Source organism: Solwaraspora sp. WMMB762 (assembly GCF_049179115.1).
GTDB lineage: Bacteria > Actinomycetota > Actinomycetes > Mycobacteriales > Micromonosporaceae > Micromonospora_E.
This window is the reverse complement of record NZ_JBMHMD010000001.1, coordinates 3,846,975-3,873,704: the sequence shown is the minus strand read 5'-3', so window position 1 is coordinate 3,873,704 and position 26,730 is coordinate 3,846,975. Positions and strand designations below refer to the sequence as shown.

The 26,730-nt window shown below is 72.7% G+C and carries 24 protein-coding genes and 1 pseudogene; 17 read left to right on the top strand and 8 right to left on the bottom strand.

The features are described from left to right. Positions 1-6: 6 nt before the first annotated feature. Positions 7-1,197 (bottom strand): NADH-quinone oxidoreductase subunit D, encoded by a 1,191-nt coding sequence (locus ACN27J_RS17265; protein WP_421367370.1) that lies wholly within the window; start codon positions 1,195-1,197, stop codon positions 7-9. Between the two features lie 46 nt (positions 1,198-1,243). Further along, positions 1,244-2,275: an SAM-dependent methyltransferase gene (locus tag ACN27J_RS17260; protein ID WP_421372307.1), complete on the bottom strand. Its 1,032-nt coding sequence runs from the start codon at positions 2,273-2,275 to the stop codon at positions 1,244-1,246. Between the two features lie 115 nt (positions 2,276-2,390). On the opposite strand from ACN27J_RS17260, the gene ACN27J_RS17255 reads away from it, so the two are divergent. From ACN27J_RS17255 to ACN27J_RS17210, 10 genes and pseudogenes are all read left to right on the top strand, one after another. Next, positions 2,391-3,347: a Rossmann-like and DUF2520 domain-containing protein gene (locus ACN27J_RS17255; protein ID WP_421367368.1), complete on the top strand. Its 957-nt coding sequence runs from the start codon at positions 2,391-2,393 to the stop codon at positions 3,345-3,347. Between the two features lie 23 nt (positions 3,348-3,370). Next, positions 3,371-4,312 (top strand): pantoate--beta-alanine ligase, encoded by a 942-nt coding sequence (gene panC / locus ACN27J_RS17250; protein ID WP_421367366.1) that lies wholly within the window; start codon positions 3,371-3,373, stop codon positions 4,310-4,312. Continuing rightward, complete coding sequence (panD, locus tag ACN27J_RS17245; RefSeq protein ID WP_278172019.1) at positions 4,312-4,758, top strand: aspartate 1-decarboxylase; 447 nt, start codon at positions 4,312-4,314, stop codon at positions 4,756-4,758. Before panC ends, panD begins: the two co-directional genes overlap by 1 nt. Before the next feature lie 110 nt (positions 4,759-4,868). After that, the gene (locus ACN27J_RS17240; protein ID WP_421367363.1) at positions 4,869-5,774 is read left to right on the top strand and encodes a septum formation family protein; all 906 of its coding nucleotides are present in this window, start codon (positions 4,869-4,871) and stop codon (positions 5,772-5,774) included. Positions 5,775-5,880: 106 nt separating this feature from the next. Beyond that, positions 5,881-7,575 (top strand): L-aspartate oxidase, encoded by a 1,695-nt coding sequence (locus tag ACN27J_RS17235; RefSeq protein WP_421367361.1) that lies wholly within the window; start codon positions 5,881-5,883, stop codon positions 7,573-7,575. Beyond that, positions 7,560-8,441, top strand: a pseudogene (nadC, locus tag ACN27J_RS17230) (carboxylating nicotinate-nucleotide diphosphorylase); the annotation flags it as partial. The gene ACN27J_RS17235 and the pseudogene nadC, both read left to right, overlap by 16 nt. A gap of 82 nt (positions 8,442-8,523) precedes the next feature. Further along, positions 8,524-9,282, top strand: a complete 759-nt coding sequence (locus ACN27J_RS17225; RefSeq protein ID WP_278172014.1) for a type III pantothenate kinase — start codon at positions 8,524-8,526, stop codon at positions 9,280-9,282. A 107-nt stretch (positions 9,283-9,389) separates the two neighbouring features. Then, positions 9,390-10,907 (top strand): lysine--tRNA ligase, encoded by a 1,518-nt coding sequence (lysS, locus tag ACN27J_RS17220; protein ID WP_421367357.1) that lies wholly within the window; start codon positions 9,390-9,392, stop codon positions 10,905-10,907. A 108-nt stretch (positions 10,908-11,015) separates the two neighbouring features. Continuing rightward, positions 11,016-11,366 (top strand): Lsr2 family protein, encoded by a 351-nt coding sequence (locus ACN27J_RS17215; RefSeq protein ID WP_326549857.1) that lies wholly within the window; start codon positions 11,016-11,018, stop codon positions 11,364-11,366. Between the two features lie 519 nt (positions 11,367-11,885). Next, positions 11,886-14,417, top strand: a complete 2,532-nt coding sequence (locus tag ACN27J_RS17210) for an ATP-dependent Clp protease ATP-binding subunit (RefSeq protein WP_278172012.1) — start codon at positions 11,886-11,888, stop codon at positions 14,415-14,417. A 127-nt stretch (positions 14,418-14,544) separates the two neighbouring features. Here ACN27J_RS17210 and ACN27J_RS17205 read toward each other — a convergent pair whose 3' ends face one another. Further along, complete coding sequence (locus tag ACN27J_RS17205; protein WP_421367354.1) at positions 14,545-15,441, bottom strand: A/G-specific adenine glycosylase; 897 nt, start codon at positions 15,439-15,441, stop codon at positions 14,545-14,547. A gap of 126 nt (positions 15,442-15,567) precedes the next feature. Here ACN27J_RS17205 and ACN27J_RS17200 point away from each other — a divergent pair, with 126 nt between their 5' ends. The 3 genes from ACN27J_RS17200 to ACN27J_RS17190 all read left to right on the top strand — a co-directional run bounded on the left by ACN27J_RS17200 (position 15,568) and on the right by ACN27J_RS17190 (position 17,474). Then, positions 15,568-16,080 (top strand): glycine cleavage system protein R, encoded by a 513-nt coding sequence (locus ACN27J_RS17200; RefSeq protein ID WP_278172008.1) that lies wholly within the window; start codon positions 15,568-15,570, stop codon positions 16,078-16,080. Beyond that, positions 16,077-16,637, top strand: coding sequence for a peptide deformylase (locus tag ACN27J_RS17195; protein WP_421367350.1), 561 nt, complete (start codon positions 16,077-16,079; stop codon positions 16,635-16,637). Before ACN27J_RS17200 ends, ACN27J_RS17195 begins: the two co-directional genes overlap by 4 nt. A 66-nt stretch (positions 16,638-16,703) precedes the next feature. Then, entirely contained in the window at positions 16,704-17,474 is a 771-nt protein-coding gene (locus tag ACN27J_RS17190; RefSeq protein WP_421367347.1) for a hypothetical protein, read from the top strand. A 74-nt stretch (positions 17,475-17,548) separates the two neighbouring features. On the opposite strand, the gene disA is transcribed toward ACN27J_RS17190, so the two are convergent. From disA to ACN27J_RS17170, 4 genes are all read right to left on the bottom strand, one after another. Next, positions 17,549-18,781: a DNA integrity scanning diadenylate cyclase DisA gene (gene disA, locus ACN27J_RS17185; RefSeq protein ID WP_421367345.1), complete on the bottom strand. Its 1,233-nt coding sequence runs from the start codon at positions 18,779-18,781 to the stop codon at positions 17,549-17,551. A 59-nt stretch (positions 18,782-18,840) separates the two neighbouring features. Beyond that, complete coding sequence (gene radA, locus ACN27J_RS17180) at positions 18,841-20,298, bottom strand: DNA repair protein RadA (protein ID WP_421372305.1); 1,458 nt, start codon at positions 20,296-20,298, stop codon at positions 18,841-18,843. A gap of 11 nt (positions 20,299-20,309) precedes the next feature. After that, the gene (locus ACN27J_RS17175; RefSeq protein WP_421367342.1) at positions 20,310-20,963 is read right to left on the bottom strand and encodes a hypothetical protein; all 654 of its coding nucleotides are present in this window, start codon (positions 20,961-20,963) and stop codon (positions 20,310-20,312) included. A 167-nt stretch (positions 20,964-21,130) separates the two neighbouring features. Then, positions 21,131-21,970 (bottom strand): UbiA family prenyltransferase, encoded by an 840-nt coding sequence (locus ACN27J_RS17170; protein ID WP_421367340.1) that lies wholly within the window; start codon positions 21,968-21,970, stop codon positions 21,131-21,133. 47 nt (positions 21,971-22,017) lie between these two features. On the opposite strand from ACN27J_RS17170, the gene ACN27J_RS17165 reads away from it, so the two are divergent. Genes ACN27J_RS17165 through ACN27J_RS17155 form a run of 3 tightly spaced genes read left to right on the top strand, consistent with a single transcriptional unit; the run spans position 22,018 to position 25,037 of the window. Beyond that, entirely contained in the window at positions 22,018-22,755 is a 738-nt protein-coding gene (locus ACN27J_RS17165; RefSeq protein ID WP_421367338.1) for a methyltransferase domain-containing protein, read from the top strand. Positions 22,756-22,797: 42 nt separating this feature from the next. Continuing rightward, positions 22,798-23,967: an acyl-CoA dehydrogenase family protein gene (locus tag ACN27J_RS17160; RefSeq protein WP_421367336.1), complete on the top strand. Its 1,170-nt coding sequence runs from the start codon at positions 22,798-22,800 to the stop codon at positions 23,965-23,967. Beyond that, a complete protein-coding gene (locus tag ACN27J_RS17155; RefSeq protein ID WP_421367334.1) occupies positions 23,961-25,037 on the top strand; it encodes a type III polyketide synthase in 1,077 nt (358 codons plus the stop codon). The genes ACN27J_RS17160 and ACN27J_RS17155 overlap by 7 nt, the downstream gene beginning before the upstream one ends. 84 nt (positions 25,038-25,121) lie before the next feature. Here ACN27J_RS17155 and ACN27J_RS17150 read toward each other — a convergent pair whose 3' ends face one another. Continuing rightward, positions 25,122-25,907, bottom strand: coding sequence for a hypothetical protein (locus ACN27J_RS17150; RefSeq protein WP_421367332.1), 786 nt, complete (start codon positions 25,905-25,907; stop codon positions 25,122-25,124). Between the two features lie 328 nt (positions 25,908-26,235). Between ACN27J_RS17150 and ACN27J_RS17145 the strand changes: the two genes are divergently transcribed. After that, a complete protein-coding gene (locus tag ACN27J_RS17145) occupies positions 26,236-26,721 on the top strand; it encodes a CarD family transcriptional regulator (RefSeq protein WP_123603804.1) in 486 nt (161 codons plus the stop codon). Positions 26,722-26,730: the final 9 nt, after the last annotated feature.

Genomic DNA, 26,730 nt, shown 5'->3' with positions numbered 1-26,730 from the left:
CCGACGTCACTTGTCGATGTCGCCGACCACGAAGAACATCGAACCGAGGATCGCCACCAGATCCGGCACCAGGCTGCCGGGGATCAGCGTCGCCAACGCCTGCACGTTGGCGTAGGAGGCAGTCCGCAGCTTGAGCCGCCACGGGGTCTTCTCCCCCCGGGAGACGAGGTAGTAGCCGTTGACCCCGAGCGGGTTCTCGGTCCACGCGTAGGTGTGGCCCTCGGGTGCCTTGACCACCTTCGGCAGCCGTACGTTGACCGGCCCGCTCAGCTGGTCGACCCGGTCCAGACAGCGGCGGGCCAGGTCGAGTGAGGCGTACACCTGGTCGAGCAGCACCTCGAACCGGGCGTGGCAGTCGCCGGCACGGCGGGTGACCACCGGCACGTCCAGCTCGCCGTAGGCGAGATACGGCTCGTCGCGACGCAGGTCCAGGTCCAGCCCACTGGCCCGGGCGACCGGTCCGGAGGCGCCGAACGCCGCGGCCGTCGCCGCGTCGAGCACCCCGACCCCGACCGTACGGGCGAGGAAGATCTCATTGCGTCGGATCAGCCGGTCCAGGTCGGGCATCCGGGCCTCGACCTGGCCGATCGCCTCCCGGGCCCGGCGGGTCCAGCCGGCCGGCACCTCCTCCTTGAGACCGCCCACCCGGTTGAACATGTAGTGCATCCGGCCGCCGGAGACCTCCTCCAGCACGGCCTGCAGCGTCTCCCGCTCCCGGAACGAGTAGAACACCGGGGTGAGCGCGCCGATCTCCAGTGGATACGAGCCGAGGAACATCAGGTGGTTGAGCACCCGGTTCAGTTCGGCCAGCGCGGTCCGCAGCCAGGTGGCCCGCTCCGGCACCTCGATGCCCATCATCCGTTCGACGGCGAGCGCCACACCCAGCTCGTTGGCGAACGCGGACAGCCAGTCGTGCCGGTTGGCCAGCATGATGATCTGCCGGTAGTCGCGGACCTCGAACAGTTTCTCGGCGCCACGGTGCATGTAGCCGATCACCGGCTCGCAGGAGACCACCCGCTCGCCGTCGAGGACCAGCTTGAGCCGGAGTACGCCGTGCGTGGACGGGTGCTGCGGGCCGATGTTGAGCACCATGTCGGCGGTGTCCAGCCCGGCGCCGGTGCCGACGGTCAGCTGGCGGAGTCCGTCGGCCGACCCGGCCGGGGGCGGCGAACCGGTGTCGGTGTCCATGCCGGCCATCGTCGCACGCCGACTCCCCGCCACACGGTCGGCGGGGATCCGGGTTTCAGACCAGCAGGGATTCGACATCGACGGCCAGCCCGACGGGTTGGACCAGCCACCAGTGCCCGCCCAGCCCATCCGGGTCGGTGAGTTCGGCGGCGGTGCCGGCGGCGGCCAGCGCCGCCAGGTAGCCGCGCGGGTCGGTGCCGGCCAGGGCCAGCGGCGGTCGACGGCCGTGCACCCCGAGTCGGTGCAGCGCGTCCCGTTGCCGGCACAGCAGGTGGCCGGCCCCGCCAGCGGCCGCCGATCCGGCGGCGGCGACCGCGTCGATCGCCACGTGGGCGGTGAGGTCGCAGGAGCCGTCGGGGACCGGGGCCACCGTACGGCCGGCCCGGAAACCGGTCAGGGTGCCGGCGACCGGGCGGTCGGCGTACCGGTGGCCGTAGTCGACCGCCACGGCGACGCCCCGGCGCAGCGTCCGTACCGCCGCAGCCCAGGCCTCGTCGCGGGGGCGACCGATCTCGGCCTGCGCCCCGTCCGGCAGCGGCGGCCACCAGCGGGCCAGCCAGGCGGAGTCGGCGGCGCCGAGTTCCCCGCCGGGGTGCTGCCGGCCGGTTGCCGGGTCGACCAGCAGACAGCGGAGCCGGTCACCGTCGCGGACGGCCAGATCGAGCGGTACGTTGTCCAGCCACTCGGTGGCGACGAGCAGCCCGGTGGTTCCCGTCGGCGGTGCGCTCCGCCAGTCGACCGGTTCGGGCAGGCCGGCCGGTCGGGGCGCCGGGTCGACGCCGGTCAGCCGGATCCGGCCGGCGAGCGGGGCGGACGGGCCGGCGAAGGCGCCCGGCGAGTCGGTGAGCAGCCGGTGTACGGCGCCGAGCAGCTCACCGCCGCCGGCTCCGACGTCGACCAGGTCGACCGGGTCCGGGTGGCCGAGCAGGCGGTCGACGTGGCCCAGCAGCCGCAGCACCGCCCGGGCGAACGGCGTACCGGTCTGCGCGCTGGTCGAAAAGTGCGCGGCGGGCACCGGGGTGCCGCCGGTCACATAGAAGCCCTCCGGTCCGTACAGCGCGGTGGAGATGGCGTCCCGCCAGGTCAGCACCGGGCCACCCTAGATCAGCGGGTGAAGGTTTTCACACACCGTTGTTTCCGGCCCGTTGCCCCGGCGCATACTGGCATCGACCGGTACCCCCGTTCGAGGACTGGATCACATCATGAGCGCATCGGCGCGCCCGACGGCGGTGGAGGTTCCCGCCGCCCGGGTGACCGACCCCGCTGTCGGGGTCGTGGGCGCCGGCCGGGTCGGCGCGGTGCTCGCCGCCGCCCTGACCGCCGCCGGCCATCGAATCACCGCGGTATCCGGTGCCAGCCCGGCCAGCCGGGACCGGATCCGCCGGCTGCTGCCCGGCGTCGAGCCCCGGCCGGTGGCCGACGTCGCCGACGCCGCCGAGCTGCTGATCCTCGCGGTGCCCGACGACGTGCTGCCGACCGTGGTGGCCGACCTGGTGGCGGCCGGCGCGCTGCGGCCCGGCCAGGTCGTGGCACACACCTCGGGGGCGCACGGTCTCGCCGTGCTGGCCCCGGCCGCGGCGGTCGGCGCCGCCCCGCTGGCGCTGCACCCGGCGATGACCTTCACCGGCGAGCGCGGCGACCTGGACCGGCTGCCCGGGATCAGCTACGGAGTGACCGCCGACCGGCCGCTGCGGCCGCTGGCCACCCGCCTGGTGGCGGCGCTGGGCGGCACCGTCGAGTGGGTCGCCGAGATGGACCGGCCGCTCTACCACGCCGCCCTGGCGCACGGCGCGAACCACCTGGTCACCCTGGTCAACGAGGCCAGCGACCGGCTGCGCGACGCCGGGGTCGCCGACCCTGCCCGGGTGCTCGCACCGCTGCTGCGCGCCGCCCTGGACAACGCCCTGGCGCACGGCGACGCCGCGCTGACCGGGCCGGTGTCGCGCGGCGACGCCGGCACCGTCGCCCGGCACCTGGACCGGCTGGCTGACACCGCCGCGGAGAGCCTGCCCAGCTATCTGGCGTTGGCGCGGCGTACTGCGGACCGGGCGATCGCCGCCGGCCGGCTGCCGGCCGCCGCCGCGGTGCCGTTGCTCGACGTGCTGGCCGGCCGGGAGCCGGTCGCCACGTCGGGCCGGCGTCGGGAGCGGGTCCGATGAGTGCGGCGGGTCCGATGAGTGCGATGAGCCCGGCCTCGACCGCGCCGACCACGCCGACCACCTCGACCACCTCGACCGCGCCGACCACCCCGACCGCGCCGGCCGGGCTGCAAGTGGCGTGGACCCGCGCCGAGCTCGCCGCGCTGCGGGCCGGCTGGTCCGGCTCGGTGGCGGTGGTGATGACGATGGGTGCCCTGCACGACGGGCACGCCGCCCTGCTGCGCGCGGCGGCGGCCCGCGCCGACCACGTGATCGCCACGATCTTCGTCAACCCGCTGCAGTTCGGGCCGACCGAGGACTTCGACCGGTACCCGCGCACCATCGACGACGACCTGGCGGTCTGCCGGCGGGCCGGGGTCCGGGCGGTCTTCGCGCCGGCCCGGGCCGAGGTCTACCCGGACGGCGCGCCGCAGGTCAGAGTCGACCCGGGGCCGGTGGGGGAGATCCTGGAGGGGGCGAGCCGGCCGGGCTTCTTCCACGGGGTGCTGACCGTGGTGCTGAAGTTGCTCCAGATCACCCGGCCCGACCTGGCCTTCTTCGGGGAGAAGGACTACCAGCAGCTGACCCTGGTCCGGCGGATGGTGCGCGACCTGGACCTGCCGGTGACCATCGTCGGAGTGCCGACCGTCCGGGAGCCGGACGGGCTGGCCCGGTCCAGCCGCAACCGCTACCTGTCGCCCCGGCAGCGGCAGGTGGCGCTGGGGCTGGCCGGGGCACTGCGGGCCGGCGTGGACGCGGCGACGGCGGGCGTCCCCGCCGACGAGGTGCTGGCCGCCGGCCGGGCGGCCTTCGACCGGCACACCGGCGGCGCCGCCGAGCTCGACTACCTGGCGCTGACCGACCCCGACCTGGGGCCGGCGGTGCCCGGCCCGGCCCGGCTGCTGATCGCCGCCCGGGTCGGTGACACCCGGTTGATCGACAACACCCCGGTGGAGCTGGCCGGCTCCCGATCGGAAGGATCCTGATGCTGCGCACCATGCTCAAATCCAAGATCCACCGGGCCACGGTGACCCAGGCCGATCTGCACTACGTCGGCTCGGTCACCGTCGACGCCGACCTGCTGGACGCGGCCGACCTGCTGCCCGGCGAACAGGTGGCGATCGTCGACGTGACCAACGGCGCCCGGCTGGAGACGTACGTCATCGAGGGGGCCCGGGGCAGCGGGGTGATCGGCATCAACGGGGCGGCCGCCCACCTGGTGCACCCCGGTGACCTGGTGATCCTGATCGCGTACGGGCAGTTCACCGACGCCGAGGCCCGCGCATACCAGCCCCGGGTGGTGCACGTCGACGCCGCCAACCGGGTGATCCAGCTCGACGCCGACCCCGCCGGGGCGCCCGCCGGGGTGGTCGGCGACCCGGTCCGCGGCGACACCGCCGTCGGCTGGCCAGTGGTTGCCGGCAGGCCTTAGCGTGGTGACGGTTGCCGACCGTAAGCCGGGCGGTGACCGTACGGTCACCCGAAGGTGTCGTATGCTCGGCGGTCCGGACCGCCTGCCAGCCAGCCCGTGGGAGGGACTCGATGCGCCGATGGACCGCCGCTGTCGCGGTCGGTGGAGCGCTTGCGCTCGGCCTGACCGGGTGTGGCCTGCCCGCCGGGGTGGACGGTGAGCTGACCAACAGCTGGCAGCCGATCCCCGAGCCGAGCCCGTTCGTGCCGCCGGCCGAGGTCTGCCACCCGGGGGACTTCGCCGAGACCGCCTACCTGTCGTCGTACAGCCCGGTCGACTGCGCGGCCCCGCACCGGGTGGAGACGGTCCACGTCGGCACGTTCGGCGCCGAGGCGGCGGAGGCGACCGCGCCGCCGGCGCAGGGCTCGCCCGAAATCCGCGTCGCGTACGCCGAGTGCGACTCCGCGACCAGCGAGTACGTCGGTGCCGACTGGCGGCTCGGCCGGCTCTGGGTGGGGGTGGCGGTGCCGTCCCCGGCAGCCTGGGAAGGCGGCGCTCGCTGGTTCCGCTGCGACGTCACCGAGGTGACCAACGTCGAGGACAACGGCGGTACGGCGTCGCGCACCGCGAGCCTGCGGGACGCGCTGGCCGAGCCGTCGCCGCTGCACCTGACCTGCTACGCGGTCCGCAACGACGACAACGGCGCGATCGACACCATGCCGGCCGCGGAGTGCGACGAGCCGCACAACGCGGAGTTCGCCGGGGTCTGGCAGGCACCGGACATCGAGTATCCGACCCGGGACCGGGACTGGGCCCAGTTCCACACCGAGTGCCGCAAGGTGATCGGCCGGTACGCGGACGTACCGCTGGACGGCAACCTGCAGTTCCGTACCGGGGTGATCTCGCTGCCAGGCGGTGCGGCCGAGTGGGCGGCCGGCAACCGGGGCGTCCGCTGCTACCTGTGGCTCGACGAACGCAACGTCGAGCGGTCACTCAAGGACGCCGGCACCGAGGGCCTGCCCATCCAGTACGAGTAGTGGCCGGCCTTGTGACGGCCGCCGCCGGGCGCCCGGCCGGGTGCACCGGCACACATCCGTCCGCCCCGGCGGCCCGCCACCGGGGCCGACGCGGTTGACTCTGCCCATGCGACTGCGTATCCCGGACCTGCCCGAGCTGCCCGGCCGGCTCGCCGCGCCGGACCCCGGCTGGGCGGAGACCACCGACGTGGTGGTCGTCGGCTCCGGTATCGCCGGTCTGACCGCCGCGCTCTATCTGCGGGAAGCCGGGCTGCACGTCACCGTCGTGACGAAGGTCAACATCGACGACGGGTCGACCCGGTGGGCGCAGGGCGGGATCGCCGCTGTGCTGGACCCGCTGGACACCCCGGCCGCACACGCGCAGGACACCGAGACGGCCGGGGTGGGGCTCTGCGACCCGGACGCGGTCCGGGTGCTGGTCGAGGAGGGGCCGGCCAGGATCCGGGAACTGATCCGGGTCGGCGCCGAGTTCGACCGGGACGCCGACGGTGTGCTGCTGCTCACCCGGGAGGGCGGTCACCGGGCCAACCGGATCGTGCACGCCGGCGGTGACGCCACCGGTGCCGAGGTGCAGCGGGCGTTGCACGCCGCGGTCCGTCGGGACCCGTGGATCCGGCTGGTCGAGCACGCCCTGGTGGTCGACCTGCTGCGTGCCGCGCCGGACGCCGACGGCGGGCCGGCTCGGGCCTGCGGGGTCACGCTGCACGTGCTCGGCGAGGGCTCCCCTGACGGGGTGGGCGCGATTCTGGCCCGCGCCGTGGTGCTGGCCACCGGCGGGATGGGGCAGATCTTCGCCACCACCACCAATCCGGCGGTCTCCACCGGCGACGGGGTGGCGCTGGCGCTGCGGGCCGGCGCGGCAGTGGCCGACCTGGAGTTCGTCCAGTTCCATCCGACGGCCCTGGTGGTGCCGGGCGCCGTCGGCGGCAGCGGCCAGCAGCCGCTGGTGTCCGAGGCGCTGCGCGGCGAGGGTGCGCTGCTGCTCGACCCCGACGGCAAGCGGTTCATGCTCGGCCAGCACGAGCTCGCCGAGCTGGCACCACGCGACGTGGTCGCCAAGGGCATCCACCGGGTGATGTCGGCGGTCGACGTCGACCACGTGCAGCTCGACGCCCGGCATCTGGGCGGCGAGTTCCTGGCCCGGCGCTTCCCGACGATCGTGGCGTCCTGCCGGGCCATCGGGATCGACCCCGCCGAGGAGCTGATCCCGGTGGCACCGGCCGCCCACTACGCGTCCGGCGGCGTCCGTACCGATCTGCACGGCCGCACCACCATCCCCGGCCTGTACGCCTGCGGCGAGGTGGCCTGCACCGGGGTGCACGGCGCCAATCGGCTGGCCAGCAATTCGCTGCTGGAGGGCCTGGTCTTCGCCCGGCGGATCGCTCGGGACATCACCCGCGACCTGCCGCCGCAGCTGGAGCCGGCCGGCACCGGCCGGGCGGCTGACCGGGCCGACGGCTGGTTGCTGCCGGCACTGGCCCGGCAGCCGCTGCAGCGGGCGATGAGCCGGGGCGCCGGAGTGCTGCGTTCCGCCGCGACGCTCGACGGCACCGCCGCCGAGCTGCGCCGGCTCGCCGCTGGCCGGGGCACGCCGGGCACCGCCGGATGGGAGGCGACTAACCTGGTCACCGTCGCCACCGCGTTGGTGGCGGCGGCGTACGCCCGGCAGGAGACCCGGGGTTGTCACTGGCGTGACGATTTCCCGTCGGCGGCCGAGAGCTGGCTGGGGCATCTGGTCAGCGCGCTCGGCCCGGTCGGGCAGCCCACTCTCACCTGGGAGCCGTCATGCGTAGCGAGGTGACCGTCGCCGCGTCGCGGGCCTGCGGTCTGGACCCGGACGTGGTCCACCGGGTGGTGGCCACCGCGTTGGCCGAGGATCTCGGCCCGGACCGGCTGGACGTGACGTCGGCGGCCACCATCGACCCGGGGCAGTTCGGCACGGCCGAGCTGGTGGCCCGCTCCGCCGGCGTGGTGGCCGGCCTGCCGCTGGTCGCCGCCGTGTTCGACGCGGTGCCGTCGGCAGGCACGCCGGTCGAGGTGCGGCTGCACCGCTGCGACGGTGACCGGGTACCGGCCGGTACGGTGCTGGCCGCGCTGACCGGCCCGGTCCGCACCCTGCTCACCGGCGAGCGGACCGCGCTCAACCTGATCAGCCGGCTCTCCGGGGTGGCCACCCACACCCGGGCCTGGGCGGACGCCCTCGCCGGGTCGAAGGCGACCGTGCTGGACACCCGCAAGACCACCCCCGGGCTGCGGCTGCTGGAGAAGTACGCGGTCCGGGTCGGCGGCGGCGGCAACAAGCGGATGGGTCTGTACGACGTGGCGATGGTCAAGGACAACCACAAGCTGGCCGCTGGCGGGGTCGGCGCCGCGTACCGCCGGGTGCGCGAGGCCTTTCCCGGCGTACCGGTGGAGGTCGAGGTGACCACATTGGCCGAGGCGGTCGAGGCGGTCGAGGCCGGGGCGTCGTTCCTGCTCTGCGACAACATGCCGCCGGAGCTGCTGAGCGCGGTCGTCGCCGAGGTGGGTGACCGGGTCGAGGTGGAGGCCACCGGCGGGTTGACCCTGGCCAACGCGGTCCGGTACGCGCGAACCGGGGTGGACTACCTGTCGGTCGGGGCGTTGACCCACTCCTCGCCGATCATGGACATCGCGTTGGATCTGCGACCGGCCGGTGCTGGCGTGTCGGCCGGTACGGGCGTGTCGGCCGATGCCGGCCGGACTGCCGGTTGACCGTCGAGGGGACGACATGCTGCTGTGCATCGACATCGGTAACACCAACACGGTGCTGGCCACGTTCAACGGGGACAAGCTGGTGCACTCGTGGCGGATCAAGACCGACGCCCGGTCGACCGCCGACGAGCTCGGCCTGATGTTCCGCGGGCTGCTCGCCGGGGACTCGGTGGAGCTCACCGGGGTGGCCGCCTGCTCGACCGTACCGGCGGCGTTGCGTTCGTTGCGGACGATGCTCGGCCGCTACTACGGCGACATTCCCAGTGTGATCGTGGAGCCGGGGGTGCGGACCGGGGTGCAGTTGGCGATCGACAACCCCAAGGAGGTCGGCTCGGACCGGGTGGTCAACACGCTCGCCGCGCACACCTTGTACGGTGGCCCGTCGATCGTCGTCGACTTCGGCACCACCACCAACTTCGACGTGATCAGCGCCCGGGGCGAGTTCCTCGGCGGGGCGTTCGCTCCCGGCATCGAGATATCCTTCGACGCGTTGTCGGCCCGCGCCGCCCAGCTGCGCAAGGTCGAGCCGACCCGGCCCCGGTCGGTGATTGGTAAGAACACCGTCGAGTGCCTGCAGTCCGGCATGTACTTCGGTTTCGCCGGCCAGGTGGACCGCATCGTGGAGCGGATGGCGGCGGAGTTGGGGCAGCTCAGCGCGGTTATCGCGACGGGCGGACTGGCCCCGGTGGTGATCGGTGAGTGTCGCACCATCACCCACCACGAACCGATGATCACCCTTATCGGCCTGCGGATGGTGTACGAGCGGAACACCTGATCCCCACCGCGGCCTTGTCAGCTGCGTCACAGAACTCTGGTTGAGTACGCTCGTGGCCGGACCGTGACCACGAGGTCGCACCGTTGTCCGTACCCCCTGTGTTGAGGATGCCCGCCGTGACCGAGCACGTGACCGTACCCGACGATTCCGCAGCGGATCTGCCCGAGCAGATGCGGGTGCGCCGGGAGAAGCGGGACCGGCTGCTGGCCCAGGGCGCGGAGCCCTATCCGGTCGGGTTCCCCCGGACCACCTCGCTGGCGCAGCTGCGGGAGCGCTTCGGCGAGCTGCCGACCGACACCGCCACCGGCGAGCAGGCGGCGGTCACCGGCCGGGTGATCTTCGTCCGGAACACCGGCAAGCTCTGTTTCGCCACTCTGCGTGAGGGTGATGGCACCGAGTTGCAGGTGATGCTGTCCCGGGACCGGGTCGGTGCCGAGCGGCTGGAGGACTGGAAGCGGCTGGTTGACATCGGCGACCACGTGGGGGTGGCCGGCGAGGTGATCACCAGCCGCCGGGGTGAGCTCTCGGTGCTCGCCGACTCGTGGCAAATGACCGCCAAGGCGCTGCGTCCGCTGCCGGTGGCACACAAGCCGTTGAGTGAGGAGGCCCGGGTCCGGCAGCGGTACGTCGACCTGATCGTCCGCCCGGAGGCGCGCCGGACCGTGCGGACCCGGGCGACAGTGCTGCGTACCCTGCGCGACTCGTTCCACCAGCGGGGCTTCACCGAGGTGGAGACGCCGATGCTGCAGGTGCTCCACGGCGGCGCGGCGGCCCGGCCGTTCGTCACGCACAGCAACGCTCTTGATGTTGATCTGTATCTGCGAATCGCTCCCGAGCTATTCCTCAAGCGCTGTGTGGTCGGCGGCATCGACCGGGTGTTCGAAATCAACCGGAACTTCCGCAATGAGGGGGTTGACTCCTCGCACTCGCCCGAGTTCGCCATGTTGGAGACCTACGAGGCGTACGGGGACTACGACACCATGGCGCGGCTGACCCGGGATCTGGTACAGGAGTGCGCGAGCGCGATCAGTGGGTCACATGTGGTCACCCACGCCGACGGGTCGGAGTTCGACCTTGGCGGCCAGTGGCGTACGGTGACTCTGTACGGAGTGTTGTCAGAAGCTCTCGGTGAGGAAGTCACTGTACGGACCGACCGAGCGCAGTTGCTGCGTTACGCCGAGAAGTTCGATGTCGCTGTGGACCCGAAGTGGGGTCCGGGCAAGCTGGCGGAGGAACTCTTCGAGGAATTGGTCGTGCCGACTCTGCTCCAGCCGACCTTCGTGCGGGACTACCCGGTGGAGACCAGCCCGCTGACCCGGGCGCACCGCGCCGAGCCGGGGCTGGCCGAGAAGTGGGACCTCTACGTGCGCGGGGTCGAGCTGGCGACCGCGTACAGCGAGCTGGTCGACCCGGTGGTGCAGCGGGAGCGGCTGGTGGCCCAGGCGCGGCTGGCCGCCGGCGGTGACCCGGAGGCGATGCGCCTCGACGAGGACTTCCTCCGGGCCATGGAGTACGGAATGCCGCCGGCCGGGGGCATGGGAATGGGAATCGACCGGTTGCTCATGGCCCTGACCGGCCTGGGTATTCGCGAAACCATCCTCTTCCCTCTGGTCCGTCCGGAGTAGTCGGCCAAATTTTTTCGGGGAGTTTGCGCGTCCTATTGACGGCTGGCGCATCTTTCGGGCTATTGTGCTCTTGATTGCGGGAGAACGTGCTCGGAAGGACAACGGCCTGTGGCCAAGCAGATCATTCACAAGCTGGTCGACGATCTGGACGGCGGCGACGCCGACGAGACCGTCAAGTTCGCCCTCGACGGCGTCCAGTACGAGATCGACCTCTCGGAGAAGAACGCGGACAAATTGCGGCAGGTTTTCGCTCCGTACGTGGGTGCTGGTACCAAGATCGGCCGCGGTGGCGTGGTCGTAGGTGGTCGGGCCGCGCGGGGTCGGGGCGGTGCCGCCGCCGACCGTGAGCAGAACCGGGCGATCCGGGCCTGGGCGAAGAAGGAAGGCAAGGAGATCTCCGACCGCGGGCGCATCCCGCAGGAGATCGTGGACGAGTACCACGCCAAAGCCGGGCGCTGATCGTCCCAGGTGTACCGCTACCGACCAGCCCTCGTCGGCCGGTCGGAGTCAGTGACACGAGGCACGGATGTCTCATCCGTGCCTCGTGTCCCTTTTTGGGGAATTTGGCGGTTGCGGCACGATCCTGCGGCGATCGGCTGGGCTGCACGGTGCCGGGCCGGGTCTACTGCCCTGGCCAGAGCGTGGCAGGTTGTCCACAGCCTGTGCACCGGTTGTCCACAGGCCTGTGGACAACCGGTCGGGCGGTGGCGGTACGGACGGCGCGTTCCGGTGAGCCGACGCCGCGCCCGGTCACCGGACCGAGCGGATTTCGCTCACCGCGTAGCGCCGAAGCCTCGGGGAACAGCCAACGACCCGGCACAGTTGGGGTAAACGTTGCGGATCGCCCCTGCTCCGGCCCGACACGGCAGGAGCGGAGTCGGCCCACGGCGATAGAGTGATGGCACGAGCTTCCGCCTGGAGGCTCGTGCGCTGGCCCGCCAAGACCACTGGCGCACGGCACGTGAGGAGCACGAGGGCATGTTCGAGCGGTTCACCGACCGAGCGCGACGGGTTGTCGTCCTGGCTCAGGAAGAAGCCCGGATGCTCAACCACAACTACATCGGCACGGAGCACATCCTGCTCGGCCTCATCCACGAGGGTGAGGGCGTGGCGGCGAAGGCCCTGGAGAGCCTGGGCATCTCGCTGGAAGGTGTGCGTCAACAGGTCGAGGAGATCATCGGCCAGGGCCAGCAGGCGCCGAGCGGGCACATCCCGTTCACGCCGCGGGCCAAGAAGGTGTTGGAGCTGTCGCTGCGGGAGGCGCTGCAGCTCGGCCACAACTACATCGGCACGGAGCACATCCTGCTCGGGCTGATCCGTGAGGGCGAGGGCGTCGCCGCCCAGGTGCTGGTCAAGCTCGGCGCCGACCTCAACCGGGTCCGCCAGCAGGTGATCCAGCTGCTGTCGGGCTACCAGGGCAAGGAGCCGGCGGCGGCGGGCGCGGCGGCGGGCGAGGCCGCCCCGTCGACCAGCCTGGTGCTGGACCAGTTCGGCCGTAACCTGACCCAGGCGGCCCGGGAGGGCAAGCTCGACCCGGTGATCGGCCGGGAGAAGGAGATCGAGCGGGTGATGCAGGTGCTCTCCCGCCGTACCAAGAACAACCCGGTGCTGATCGGTGAGCCCGGTGTCGGCAAGACGGCCGTGGTGGAGGGCCTGTCCCAGAAGATCATCAAGGGCGAGGTGCCCGAGACGCTGAAGGACAAGCAGCTCTACACCCTCGACCTCGGTGCGCTGGTCGCTGGCTCCCGCTACCGCGGTGACTTCGAGGAGCGCCTGAAGAAGGTGCTCAAGGAGATCCGCACCCGGGGCGACATCATCCTGTTCATCGACGAGATTCACACCCTGGTCGGCGCTGGCGCGGCCGAGGGCGCGATCGACGCGGCAAGCATCCTCAAGCCGATGCTGGCCCGCGGTGAGCTGCAGACCATCGGGGCGACCACCCTCGACGAGTACCGCAAGCACCTGGAGAAGGACGCCGCGCTGGAGCGCCGGTTCCAGCCGATCCAGGTGGGTGAGCCGTCGCTGGCCCACACCATCGAGATCCTCAAGGGCCTGCGGGACCGCTACGAGGCGCACCACCGGGTGAGCATCACCGACGCCGCACTGGTCGCCGCCGCGACGCTGGCCGACCGGTACATCTCCGACCGGTTCCTGCCGGACAAGGCGATCGACCTGATCGACGAGGCCGGTGCCCGGATGCGGATTCGCCGGATGACCGCGCCGCCGGACCTGCGTGACTTCGACGAGCGGATCGCCCAGGTGCGCCGCGACAAGGAGTCCGCGATCGACGCGCAGGACTTCGAGCGGGCCGCGCAGCTGCGCGACAAGGAGAAGCAGCTGCTCGGTCAGAAGGCGCAGCGGGAGAAGGAGTGGAAGGCGGGCGACCTCGACGTGGTCAGCGAGGTCGACGACGAGCAGATCGCCGAGGTGCTCGGCAACTGGACCGGCATCCCGGTCTACAAGTTGACCGAGGAGGAGACCTCCCGGCTGCTGCGCATGGAGGACGAGCTGCACAAGCGGGTCGTCGGCCAGGAGGACGCGGTCCGGGCGGTGTCGAAGGCGATCCGGCGGACCCGGGCCGGCCTGAAGGACCCGAAGCGGCCATCCGGCTCGTTCATCTTCGCCGGCCCGTCGGGTGTCGGTAAGACCGAGCTGTCCAAGGCGCTCGCCGAGTTCCTGTTCGGCAGCGAGGACGCGCTGATCCAGCTGGACATGTCCGAGTTCCACGACCGGTACACGGTGTCCCGGCTGGTCGGTGCCCCGCCCGGGTACGTCGGCTACGACGAGGGCGGCCAGCTGACCGAGAAGGTCCGGCGCCGGCCGTTCTCGGTGGTGCTGTTCGACGAGATCGAGAAGGCCCACCCGGACGTGTTCAACACGTTGCTGCAGATCCTGGAGGACGGGCGGCTGACCGACGGTCAGGGTCGGATCGTCGACTTCAAGAACACCGTGATCATCCTGACCACGAACCTGGGCACCCGGGACGTGGCCAAGGCGGTGTCGCTGGGCTTCCAGGCGTCGGAGGACAACGACTCGAACTACGACCGGATGAAGCAGAAGGTCAACGACGAGCTGAAGCAGCACTTCCGGCCGGAGTTCCTCAACCGGATCGACGACACCATCGTGTTCCACCAGCTGAACCCGACCGAGATCCTGTCGATCGTGGACATCATGATCTCCCGGATCGAGACCCAGCTGCGGAACAAGGACATGAGCATGGAGCTCACCGACAACGCCAAGAAGTACCTGGCGAACAAGGGCTTCGACCCGGTGCTGGGGGCCCGGCCGCTGCGCCGGACCATCCAGCGCGACATCGAGGACAACCTGTCGGAGCGGATCCTGTTCAACGAGCTCAAGCCGGGTCAGATCGTGGTCATCGACTGCGAGGGTGACCCGGACGACATCGACAAGTCCAAGCTCGTCTTCCAGGGCGCCGACCGGCCGGTCGCCGTACCGGACGCGGTTCCCGCCGACCTCGGCGGTGCCACGGCGGCCGGCGCGGACGAGTAAAGACCGGCAGTCGACTGAACAGTGCGGCACCGGCGGCGCGAGCCGCCGGTGCCGCACTGCGTTTGCTGGTCAGTCGTCAGCCCGGAAAGCCGTCAACCCGATCGGGCCGCCGTCAGCCTGGAGGCCGTCAGCCCTGACCGGCCAGCGTGTACCCGGTCGGCGGCGCGCCGTCGCGGGCCACCGGCTCCACCAGACCGTCCTCGATCAAGCTGGCCAGGGCCCGACGGCGCTGCAGATCGTCGCCCCACACCACGTCCAGCCGTTGCTGCGGCACCGGCCCGGTCGCCTCCCGCAGCACAGCCAGCAGCAGGCCACGGACCTGCCGGTCGGTGCCGGCGTACCGCTGCGGTCGGCGGCTCGGCCCGCTCGGTGCCGGCCGGCCGGCCGCCCGCCACGCGCAGCGGCCGGCCACCGGGCACACCCCGCAGCGCGGTGTCCGAGCCACGCAGACCACCGCACCCAGCTCCATGAACGCGGCGCTGGCCCGGGCCGCCCGGGCCGGCTCGGCCGGCAGCAACGCGGCGGTGGCAACGAGATCGGCCGGGCGGGTCGCCGGCCCGGCGTCGGCCGCCCCGTCGACCGCCCGCGCCACGAACCGCCGGACGTTGGTGTCCACCACCGGATGCCGCTGCCCGTAGGCGAACGCGGCGACCGCCCGAGCGGTGTAGCTGCCGACACCCGGCAGCGCCAGCAACTCGTCCAGACCGGTCGGCACCTTGCCGTCGTACCGCTCGGTCAGCACCGTGGCGCACTCGTGCAGCCGCAACGCGCGACGCGGGTAGCCGAGCCGGTTCCACATCCGGATCGCCTCGGCCGGTGAGTCGGCGGCCAGCGCTGGCGGGTCCGGCCACCGGTCCAGCCAGGCGCGCCACGCCGGCAGCACCCGGACCACCGGGGTCTGCTGCAGCATCACCTCGCTCACCAGGATCGCCCAGGCACCGACATCCGGCTCCCGCCAGGGCAGGTCACGGGCGTTGTCGTCGAACCATTCGATCGCCGTGTCGGCGAAACTCACGTCACGCATGGCGCCGCCGATCCTGCCATGCCACATTGCCGGCCCCGCCCCAGGCCGTCCCCGGACGGTCCCCGGACCGGACCCGGGTACCGGGCCGCCCGGTCGGGCCGGCACCCGGTCGGGCAGACTGCTGGCATGAACGAACTCGCGATCACCGTGATCGGGCGCGACCGGCCCGGCATCGTCGCGGACGTCGCGGAGGTGCTGGCCGGTCTCGGTGCCAACCTGACCGACTCGACGATGACCCGGCTGCGCGGCCACTTCGCGATGACCCTGGTCTGCGCCGGTCCGGCCGAGGCCGCGGTGCAACAGGCACTGCGGCCGCTCACCGCCGACGGCCAACTGCTGGCCACCGTACGGCCGGTTCCGGCGGACGGTCAGCAGCCGGCGGGCGGCGAACCGCACCTGCTCAGCGTGCACGGCGCCGACCGGCTGGGCATCGTCGCGGCGGTGACCCGGGTGGTCGCCGAGGCAGGCGGCAACGTCACCGACCTGACCACCCGGCTCACCGGCCCGCTCTACGTGCTGGTCGCCGAGGTCGAGCTGCCCACCGGTACGGCGGCCGAGGTCGGCCGGCGGCTGTCCGAGACGGCTCGGGCGCTCGACGTCGAGGTGACCCTCCGGCCGGTCGATTCGGACGTGCTGTGAGCACGGTCAGCCGTACCCTGGCCGACTGGACCGAGACGGTGCTCGGCGTACCGGGGCGGGTGGTTCCGGTGGTCGCCGCGCCCGACCAGGTGCTCAGCCGGGCCGGTGAGCCGGTGGACCCGTGCGCTGCCGGGACGGTCCAGGTGGCCGCCGACCTGGTCGCCACGATGCGGGTCTCGCCCGGCTGTGTCGGCCTGGCCGCACCGCAGATCGGGATCAGCGCGCAGGTTTTCGCCGTCGACGTGACCGGGCACCCGAAGACGGTCACCGGGCACGGCACGTTTGTCCTGTGCAATGCCCGGCTGCTCGAGGCCACCCGATGGCGGCCGGGCCGGGAGGGCTGCATGTCGGTGCCGGATCTCACCGGTGACGTCAAACGGGCCACCCGGGTCGTGGTGGAGGCGCAACTGCCCGGCACCGGCGAGCCGGTACGCCTGGTCACCGACGGGTTCGAGGCGCGGGCCGCCCAGCACGAGATCGACCACTGTGCCGGTCTGCTGTTCTTGGACCGGGTGGCCGGGGCGCACGCCGTCTTCCCGCGTAAGACATATCTCTGACCGGGTGCCCCGGGCCTCGGCGCGTCGCGGCCGATCGGTCCGGTCTTGCCGATACGGTGTGCCATCATGCGACTGACGGTTGGCCCGCTGCCACCCGCCATCTACTGGCGGCGGCGTGCCGTCGTGCTCGGGGCGCTGCTGCTCCTGCTGTTCATCGTGGCCTACTCGTGCATCGGCTCCGACCAGACTGGCCGGTCGCAGGCCGATCCCACCCCGACCCCGTCCGGTGAGCTGCTCACCCCGACCACCTCGTCCCCGCAGCCGGAGGACGGTGTCGGCACCAACGACGGCGACGACCCCGACACCCTCGGCAACGGCGACGCTGGTGACGCAGGTGGTGGCAGCACCGGCGGCGGTACGGGCGACGACGGCACGACCGGCGGCGGGCAGCCCGGCGCCGGCGACCAGAACCTCCCTGGCGGCCCGGCCGGTCCGGCCGCCGGCACCTGCACCGACGACGAGATCCTGCTGACTGCGGCAGCCTCGCAGGCCACCGCCCAGAAGGGCGTCACCCTGGCCTTGCAGTTGCGGGTGCAGAACGTGTCCAGCCGTACCTGCGACCGGGATGTGGGCGCCGACCCGCAGGAGCTGTACCTGAAGCGGGGCGCGGAGCTGATCTGGTCGTCGGACACCTGCGGAGCCGCCCGGGGCACCGACGTGCGCACCTTCGGGCCCGGCACCGCCCGCGACTACCAGGTGGCCTGGAACGGTAGGGCGGCGAGCGAGTGCGCCAACAACGTCGCGGCCGGTGACCATCCGGCTGCCGGCGAGTACCAGCTCTTCGCCCGACTCGGCTCGAAGGTCAGCGAGCCGTTCGTGATCACCATCACCGGCTGACGCCCGGGGTACGTCCCTCGCGCAGTTACCCCGATTCCGGCACGACGTGGACGTGGCGCTTCAGACGTAGCGCTTCAGACGTAGCGCTCCAGGATCGACGCTTCGGCCAGCCGGGACAGACCTTCCCGTACGCTGCGCGCCCGGGCGTCGCCGACGCCGTCGACGGCCTGCAGGTCCTCCACCGTCGCCCCGAGCAGCCGTTGCAGACTGCCGAAGTGGTTGACCAGCCGGTCCACCACCGACACCGGCAGCCGGGGCACCTTTGCCAGCAGCCGGAAACCGCGCGGGCTCACCGCCGCGTCGAGCGCCTCGGTGGAGGCGGCGTACCCGATCGCCTTGGCCACCGCGACCAGGTCGATCAGCTCGGTGGCGGTCAGCAGGTCCAACTCGACCAGGGCCTCGTCCAGGGTTCGCGCCTTGCGGACGGTGGGCAGGTAGTCGCGGATCACCAGGGTCCGGTCGGCGTCCACGCCGGCCATCAGCTCGTCGAGCTGCAGCGCCAGCAGCCGGCCGTCGGTGCCCAGCTCGACCACGTATCCGGCGATCTCGTCGGCGATCCGTCGGACCATCTCCAGCCGCTGCACCACCGCGACCGCGTCGCGGACGGTGACCAGGTCCTCGATCTCCAGGGCGGAGAGCGTGCCGGACACCTCGTCCAGCCGCAGCTTGTACCGCTCCAGGGTGGCCAACGCCTGGTTGGCCCGGGACAGGATGGCGGCCGAGTCGTCCAGCACGTGCCGCTGACCGTTGACGTAGAGGCTGATGATCCGCATCGACTGGCTGACCGAGATCACCGGGTAGCCGGTCTGTCGGGCGACCCGTTCCGCGGTGCGGTGCCGGGTGCCCGACTCATCGGTCGGAATGGACGGGTCCGGCATCAGATGCACGGCGGCCCGGACGATCCGGGTGCCGTCGCTGGACAGCACCACCGCGCCGTCCATCTTGCACAGCTCGCGGACGCGGGTGGAGGAGAACTCGACGTCGAGTGGGAAGCCCCCGGTGCACAGCGAATCGACCTGCTTGTCGTAGCCGAGCACGATCAGCGCGCCGGTCCGGCCGCGCAGGATCCGTTCCAGCCCGTCGCGCAGGGCGGTACCGGGCGCCATCAGCGCCAGGTTGGCCCGCAGCGGATCTCCGGTGGCCGCCGGGCTGGTCAGCGCCGAGGTGCCGGCGCTGATGGTGCGCGCCGGCGTACCGACGGTACCGGTGCGCGCCGGCGTACCGACGGCACCGACCCGGCCGGCCGCGCCGGCGCCGGCACCGGTCCCGGCGCTGGCAGTCTTGTTCGCATCGCGGTCGATCGCCACGGGCAACAGTCTACGGACCGCCGTGCGGTGGGTGCTCCCGCGGTTACTGCCGTACCGGATCAGCCGGCTGAGGCGCGCGCTGCGGCCTGCAACGCGGCCCGTACGTCGTTGACCTCGGTCACCTGCATGTTCGGCGGCATCGGGTCGCTGCCGGAACCGGCCGTACCGGGGGGTACCAGCGCGTACCGGAAGCCGAGCCGGGCGGCTTCGGCCAGCCGCCGGGCGACCGCGCCGACCCGGCGCACCTCACCGGTGAGCCCGACCTCGCCGATCGCCACCAGCTGCGGGGAGACGGCCAGGTTGAGCCCGCCGGAGGCGACCGCCAGCGCCACCGCGAGGTCGGCGGCCGGCTCCACCACCCGGATGCCGCCGACCGTCGCTGCGAACACCTCCCGGTCGTGCAGGGTGAGCCGTTCGGTACGCCGTTGCAGCACCGCCAGCACCATCGCCAGTCGGGCACCGTCGAGCCCGGACACGGTACGCCGGGGCGAGCCGGCGACGGTCGCCCCGATCAGCGCCTGGACCTCGGTGACCAGGGCCCGCCGGCCCTCCATCGCCACCGTGGCGCAGGTGCCGGGGACCGGCTCGGTGTAGCGGGTGAGGAACAGCCCGGACGGGTCGGGCAGACTGCTGATGCCGCCTTCGTGCATCTCGAAGCAGCCGACCTCGTCGGCCGCGCCGAACCGGTTCTTCATGCCGCGCACCATCCGCAGCGACGAGTGCTTGTCGCCTTCGAAGTGCAGCACCACGTCGACCAGGTGCTCCAGCACCCGAGGGCCGGCGACCTGGCCGTCCTTGGTGACGTGGCCGACCAGCACGGTGGCTATGTTGCGTTCCTTCGCGGCCGCGACCAGTGCGGCGGTGACCGCCCGGACCTGGGTGACGCCGCCGGGGATACCGTCCGAGCCGGGCATCGAGATGGTCTGCACCGAGTCGAGCACCAGCAGACCCGGCCGGACCGCGTCGAGGTGGCCGAGGACCACCCCGAGGTCGCTCTCCGCCGCCAGGTAGAGCCGTTCGTGCAGTGCGCCGATCCGCTCAGCGCGTAGCCGTACCTGGCTGGTCGACTCCTCACCGCTGACCACCAGCGACGGACTGCCGGCGGTGGCCGCCCACTGCTGGGCGACGTCGAGCAGCAGGGTCGACTTGCCGACCCCGGGCTCACCGGCCAGCAGCACCACCGCGCCGGGCACCAGGCCGCCGCCGAGCACCCGGTCGAGTTCGCCGACGCCGGTCGGCCGGGCCTTGGCGGGCGCGGCGCTGATGGTGGCGATCGGCCGGGCCGGTTCGGTCGGCATCCGGGTGCTGACGACCCGGCCGGAGACCACCGGGCCGCTGACCACCGATTCGATCACCGATCCCCATTCGCCGCATTCCGGGCACCGGCCCACCCATTTGGGCGGCTGGTGCCCGCACGCGTCGCATTCGTAGGCGGGCCGGGGTTCGCGGCTGGCGGCGCGGCTGCGCGGCGCGGCGCTGCCGCGTCCCGCGCCGGTGCCGCCAGCGCCCCGGGGGATCGACCGCGAACTCAGTGCTCTTCCTCGTCGTGCTCGGCGGGTGCCCGGGGGGCCGGGGTGAGCGGCATGTCCACCGGGGCGGCGACCACCAGCGGCGCACCGCCGGTGCTGAACTCGAAGGCCAGGTTCACCGAGTACCCGGCGGCGAGCGGGTCGGCCAGCCCGGTCACCCGCAGCGGTTCGGTGTCGTCGGTGCTGAACAGCGCCCACCCGTTGGCCGGCAGCTGCACGATCGCGTCCCGGCCCGGGTCCGGCTGCGGCACCTCGACGGTGCCCGGCTCCGGCGACGGGGTCGGGCCGGTCTGCTCGGAGCCACCGATCACCACCGACTCGGCCCCGACCACCGTCGCCCAGTCCTCGTCGGTGACCGGGACGGCGCTGACCCGTACCGTCACCGGGTCGTTGGTGTTGTTGAACAGCCCGACCTCGACCGGCGCGCTGCCGCCGGCCGGGTAGCCCTCCACCCCGGGGTAGGGCACCGAGAGGTCGCGTACCGACACCGCGCCGTCCGGCGACTCGAGGTTGACTCCGTTGATCGCCGTCGCCTTGGTAGCGGTCTCCGCGAGCTGGCCGGCACCGCAGCCGCTGAGCAGCAGGCCGCTGGCTGCGGCAGCGCCGGCGAACAGCACCGCGACTCGGCGGTGTCCCCTGGTCGAGGGCGTCACGTCGGTCCTCCTTGTCACGGCGCGGCGACGAGCCCCGCGCAGGCCGGCTCCAGGGTAGTTGGCGGTGATCCGCGCCCCGCCACGGACCCGATAATCCGTGATCGGCAACGCTCACCCGACCGCGTCGGCCCGGCGGCGCTCACCCGACCGCGTCGGCCCGGCGGCGCTCACCCGACCGGGCCGCTGGCTACCAGCAGCACCACGTCGATCACGGCGACCACCAGCACCGCCCGGAAGACGCCGTCCGACCGGCCGGCCCGCCGGACCGCCTGCCGGGCGGCGTACCAGCCGGTCGGCAGGATGATCGCGGTGCCGGCGACCGCGACGAGTCCGGCCCACGACGGCGGCCCGGGCGGGCCGACGACCAGCGTCACGGTCGCGGCGAAGAGCAACCCGGCCGCCGCGACCCCCGAACCGGTGGCCCCGAGCCGGTGCGGCAGACCCCGCACTCCGGTGCGGGCGTCGTCGGCCAGATCCGGCAGTACGTTGGCGAAGTGCGCGCCGGCACCGAGCAGCCCGGCTGCGGTGACCAGCCAGGCCGGCGGCGCGGGCGCGCCCGGCAGGGCGAGCACGATGAAGGCGGGCAACGCTCCGAAGGAGAACGCGTACGGCAGCACCGACACGGCGGTGGACTTCAACGGCCAGTTGTAGGCCAGCGCGCTGAGCAGCGCGGCGGTGATGCACAGCGCCGCCGCCGGCCCGGTCGGCGCGGCCAGCAGCGGGGTGGCCAGCGCGGCGGCCAGACCGGCGACGCCCACCGTGCGCCGGCTGACCACGCCGGTCGCGACCGGCTTGTCGGCCCGTCCGGCCTGCCGGTCGCGACCGGCGTCCAGCCAGTCGTTGGTCCAGCCGACGGCGAGCTGGGTGGCCGCGACGGTGGCGGCGACCAGCACGATCCCACCCGGACGGTGACCGACGCCCCAGGCCAGCAGGGCGGTCACCGTGGTGACCGCAACCGCCGGTTCGGGGTGGCTGGCCTTGATCAATGCGGACACGCGGCGCGACATATCCGCCAAGTGTGGCCGTTACCGGCTGGTCATGCCACGCTCAGTCAATGCCGGATCTGTCGCCGAACGACCCCCGCCAGTACGACGTGCTGGCCGACGAGTGGTGGCGGCCGGCCGGCGCGTTCGAGATGCTGCACTGGATCGCCGAGGCGCGGGCCCGGCTGATCCCACCGGCGACCCGGCCGGGGGCGGTGCTGGTCGACATCGGCTGCGGGGCCGGCCTGCTCGCCCCCCATCTGCGCGGCAAGGGCTACCGGCACGTCGGGGTCGATCTGGTCGGTTCGGCGCTGCGGCTGGCGGCCCGGCACGGTGTCGAGCCGGTACGCGGTGACGCGGCCCGGCTGCCGCTGGCCGACCGGGTGGCCGACGTGGTCTCCGCCGGGGAGCTGCTGGAGCACGTACCGGACCTGTCGGCGGCGGTCGCCGAGGCATGCCGGGTGCTGCGGCCCGGCGGGCTGCTGGTGGTGGACACCCTGAACGCCACGTTGGCCAGCCGACTGATCGCGGTCGAGTTGGGCGAACGGCTGCCGGTCGCGCCGCGCGGCATCCACGACCCCGCGCTGTTCGTCCGTCCGCAGCAGCTGGTCGCCGAGTGCGCCCGGCACGGCGTACGGCTGGCGGTGCGCGGGATCCGGCCGAGCGTTTTCAGCCTGATCGATTGGCTGGTGCGCGCGCCGTTGCGCCGATCGGCTCCGGACCGGGCACTCTGGAAACCCCGGCGGCGGATGGTGCCGACCTGGTCCACCTCGGTGCTCTACCAAGGCAGGGGGGTCAAGGCGGGCTGAGCGGACGAGCAGGTGGGCAGGTCGACGGCGGAAGGGGCGGCAATGGTTGCGGATGCACTGGCGGCGGCGCGGCGGGTGGTGCCACGGTTGGCGGCGCGGGCGGGTGAACACGACCGGGCCGGCACCTTCCCGGTGGCGGACTTCGCCGACCTGCGGCAGGAGCAGCTGTTCGGGTTGCTGGTCCCGCAGCGGCTGGGCGGGCGGGGCGCCGGCTTCGCCGACTACGCCGAAGTGGCGTACGAGCTGGCCCGGGGCAACGGCGCCACCGCGCTGGTGTTCAACATGCATGCCTCGGTGACCGGTGCGCTGGGCGCGGTCGACGACGACCTCGCCGAGGCGATGGGGCTGCCGGACGAGGCGTTGGCGGCCCGGGACCAGCTGCTCGCCGACGCGGCAGCCGGATCCTGGTACGCGGTGGCGATGAGCGAGCGGGGTGCCGGCTCCCGGCTCTCCCAGCTGTCCACCGTCTACCACCGGGTGGACGGCGGATACCAGATCAAGGGTGCCAAGGCGTTCTGTTCCGGGGCCGGCCACGCCTCCGGGTACCTGGTCGCCGCCCGGCACGCCGACGACCAGTCGGTGGTGTCGCAGTTCCTCGTCCCGGCGGACACGCCCGGCCTGCGGGTGGAGCAGAGCTGGGACTCGCTCGGGATGCGGGCCACCTGCTCGCATGACCTGCACCTGGACGTGACCGTCGGCCAGCGGACCCTGCTCGGCGGGGTGGAAGGGCTGGCCCTGGTGGTGGCCCAGCTGATGCCGCACTGGATGGTGGCCAGCTACGCGGCGGTCTACGCCGGGGTGGCCCGGGCGGCGGTGGACGCGGCGGTGGAGCATCTCACCGAGCGGGGGTTGACCCACCTGCCGGCGGTCCGGGCCCGGATCGGCCGGGCGGACGCGGCGGCCGCCGCGGCCCTGCTGACGGTACGGGAGGCGGCCCGTCGAGTGGACGCCGAACCGGGCGACCCGGCGACCAACCAGTGGGTGTGGCGGGCCAAACTGGTCGCCGGCGGCACGGCGGCCGAGGTGGCGTCGTCGATGCTGGAGGCGGCCGGGACCTCGGCGACCCGTCGGGGCCATCCGCTGGAACGGCTCTACCGGGACGCCCGCTGCGGTGCGCTGCATCCGCCGACGTCGGACGTCTGCGCCGACTGGCTGGGCGTGGCGACGATCGGCGGGGACCCGGACCGCGACGGATCGGCACCCCGGTGGTGAGCCGGTCGGCCGCCGCGGTGGTCGGGCTCGGGGTGGCGCTGCCGCCGTCGGCCAGCCAGGACGAGCTGTGGCGGGACTTCTTCGCGGCGCGGTACGACGGCGGCACCCGGGCGCTCGCGGAGCGGATCTTCGCCAATTCCGGGGTACGCACCCGGCAGGCGGCGGTGAGCCCGTTGCTGGAGGATGTCGCGGACTGGCCGACCGAGCGCCGGATGCGCCGCTACCAGGTCGAGGCGTTGCCGCTGGGCAAGGAGGCGGTGGACCGGGCGCTGACCCAGGCCGGGCTGACCGCCGGGGAGATCGGCCTGTTCGTGGTCTGCTCGTGCACCGGGTACGCCACGCCCGGCCTGGACATCATCCTGGCCCGGGACGTCGGCATGGCCGCCGACACCCAGCGGTTGTTCGTCGGGCACATGGGCTGCTACGCGGCGCTGCCCGGGTTGGGCGCGGCCGCCGATTTCGTCACCGCCCGGGGCCGGCCGGCGCTGCTGCTCTGCGCCGAGCTGACCAGCCTGCACATCCAGCCGCCGGCCCGTCGGGTGGACACTCAGCAGATCGTGGCGCACGCGTTGTTCTCCGACGCGGCGGCGGCGGTGGTGCTGACGCCGACCGACGGGCCGGGCGGCCCGCCGCCGCCCGGCGGCTACGCCGTGCGGGAGGTCGTGTCGGCCACTGACGCCTCCACCGCCGACCACATGACCTGGGAGGTGACCGACCTCGGTTTCCGGATGGGTCTGTCGCCCCGGGTGCCGCAGGTGCTGTCGGTGCACGTACGGGCGCTGGTCGGCGATCTGCTGGCCCGGCACGGGCTGACCGTGTCGCAGGTGGACGGTTGGGCGGTGCACCCGGGTGGGCCGCGGATCCTCAACGTGGTGCAGCGGGAGCTGGGGTTGTCCGACGCGGCGATGTCGGCGTCCCGGGAGACGTTGGCGGCGTACGGCAACTGCTCGTCGCCGACCGTACTGCTGATCCTGGACCGGTTGCGGCGGGCGGGGCCGCCGCCGCGTCAGGTGGTGATGCTGGCGTTCGGCCCGGGCCTGACGCTCTACGCCGCGCTGCTCGGCCGCTGACCCGCCGCGCGCGTTCGCTCCCGGCGGGCCCCGATCCCGGCTGCGGTCCCGCTCCCGACGGGGCAGCGGCTGCGGCGGGCGGGTTCAGGGGCCGACCAGCAGGGCCAGGTCGGCGCGGTACGTCTCGACCGAGTCGGCCCGCGGCACCAGCCGGATGACCTCGCCGGTCTCGGTGACCAGCAGCGCGGTGGCGGTGCCGGCGGTTGCCGGGACGTCGACGAAGTTGCGGATCCCGGCGGCCGGGTCGGCCAGCAGGTGGGTGCCGAGGCTGTCGGCGAGCACCGGCGGCAGAGTGCCGGGGGAGGTGGCGCCGCTGGTGACCGCGACGACCGAGACCCCGGCCGGGGCGGCGGCGGCCGCCGCGGTGATCTGGTCGGCGCACTCACAGCCCTCGACGAGCAGGATCGCCGCCGGCAGCAACGACCGGACCGGGACCGAGGCGCCGGAGTCGTCGATCAGGTCGAGTGCGGGCAGCGGGCGGTCGGGCAGGGGAGCGGGGGCCGACGGTGTCGGGCTGGCGGTGGGCTGGGGCCGGTCGGACCAGGCGACGGTGAACATGCTGATCATCGCGGCGAGGACGGCCACCAGCATGATGATCAACGGCAGTCGGAGGGCGGCGATCTCGTGTGGCCGGTGCCCGCTGCCGCCGGCCCGGCCGGTGTCGCCGGGGTGGATGCCGAACCGCCGGTGCCAGTGGTCCCGCCGGCGGGTGCGGTGCAGCTCCCGGCGGACCTGCGCCGCTTCTTCGGCGAGCGCCCCGGGATCGTCCGGGATGACGATCGGGCCCCACTCGGGCGGGATCTCGGGCAGGTCGTCGGGCGCCCCGGCGCCGTCCGACCACCCATCACCGTTGTTGCCTGTCCTGCCCACAGCACCCCCAGCCGCTCGCCCACCGGGTCGATCGGGGTCTAGGTATCAGGGTCTCGCAACGAACCTGGTTCCGCCAGTGCCGGGGCGCGGGAAGCGGCCGGACGATATGCTGGAAGTGCCGAAACGCGTCCCATCTGGCACGTCCGACCAGTTAGCTGACTGCTGATCTGGTTGTTACTTAGCGTGTTCAAAACCTACTGGCGGTTGCGTGTCAAGCTCGAGAAAGACCTCTCACAGCCCCTCTGACCTGCGCTTACGGCTCAGACTGTGACGGGACATCGGTGCCTGAGCGTGTTACCCTAGACACAGCGAAAGGGGCTTCGAACCTATGGTTTTCAGTGTCGGCGAGACCGTTGTTTACCCCCACCACGGGGCCGCACTCATCGAGGCAATCGAGACTCGTGTCATCAAGGGCGAGGAGAAGCAGTACCTCGTCCTCAGGGTTGCGCAGGGTGACCTGACGGTGCGAGTTCCCGCCGAGAACGCCGAGATCGTCGGCGTGCGCGAAGTGGTTGGCGAAGAAGGCCTCGGCAAGGTCTTCGACGTCCTCCGCGCCCCGCACACCGAGGAGCCGACCAACTGGTCGCGGCGATACAAGGCCAACCTCGAAAAGCTGGCATCCGGAAACCCGCTCAAGGTCGCCGAGGTCGTTCGTGACCTGTGGCGTCGGGAGCGGGAGCGGGGGCTGTCCGCAGGCGAGAAGCGCATGCTCGCCAAGGCCAGGGACATCCTGGTCGGTGAGGTCGCGCTTGCGGAGAAGAGCACCAAGGACGAGGCAGAGACCTTGCTCGACAAGGTGCTCACCGACGCGTAGGCAACTCTC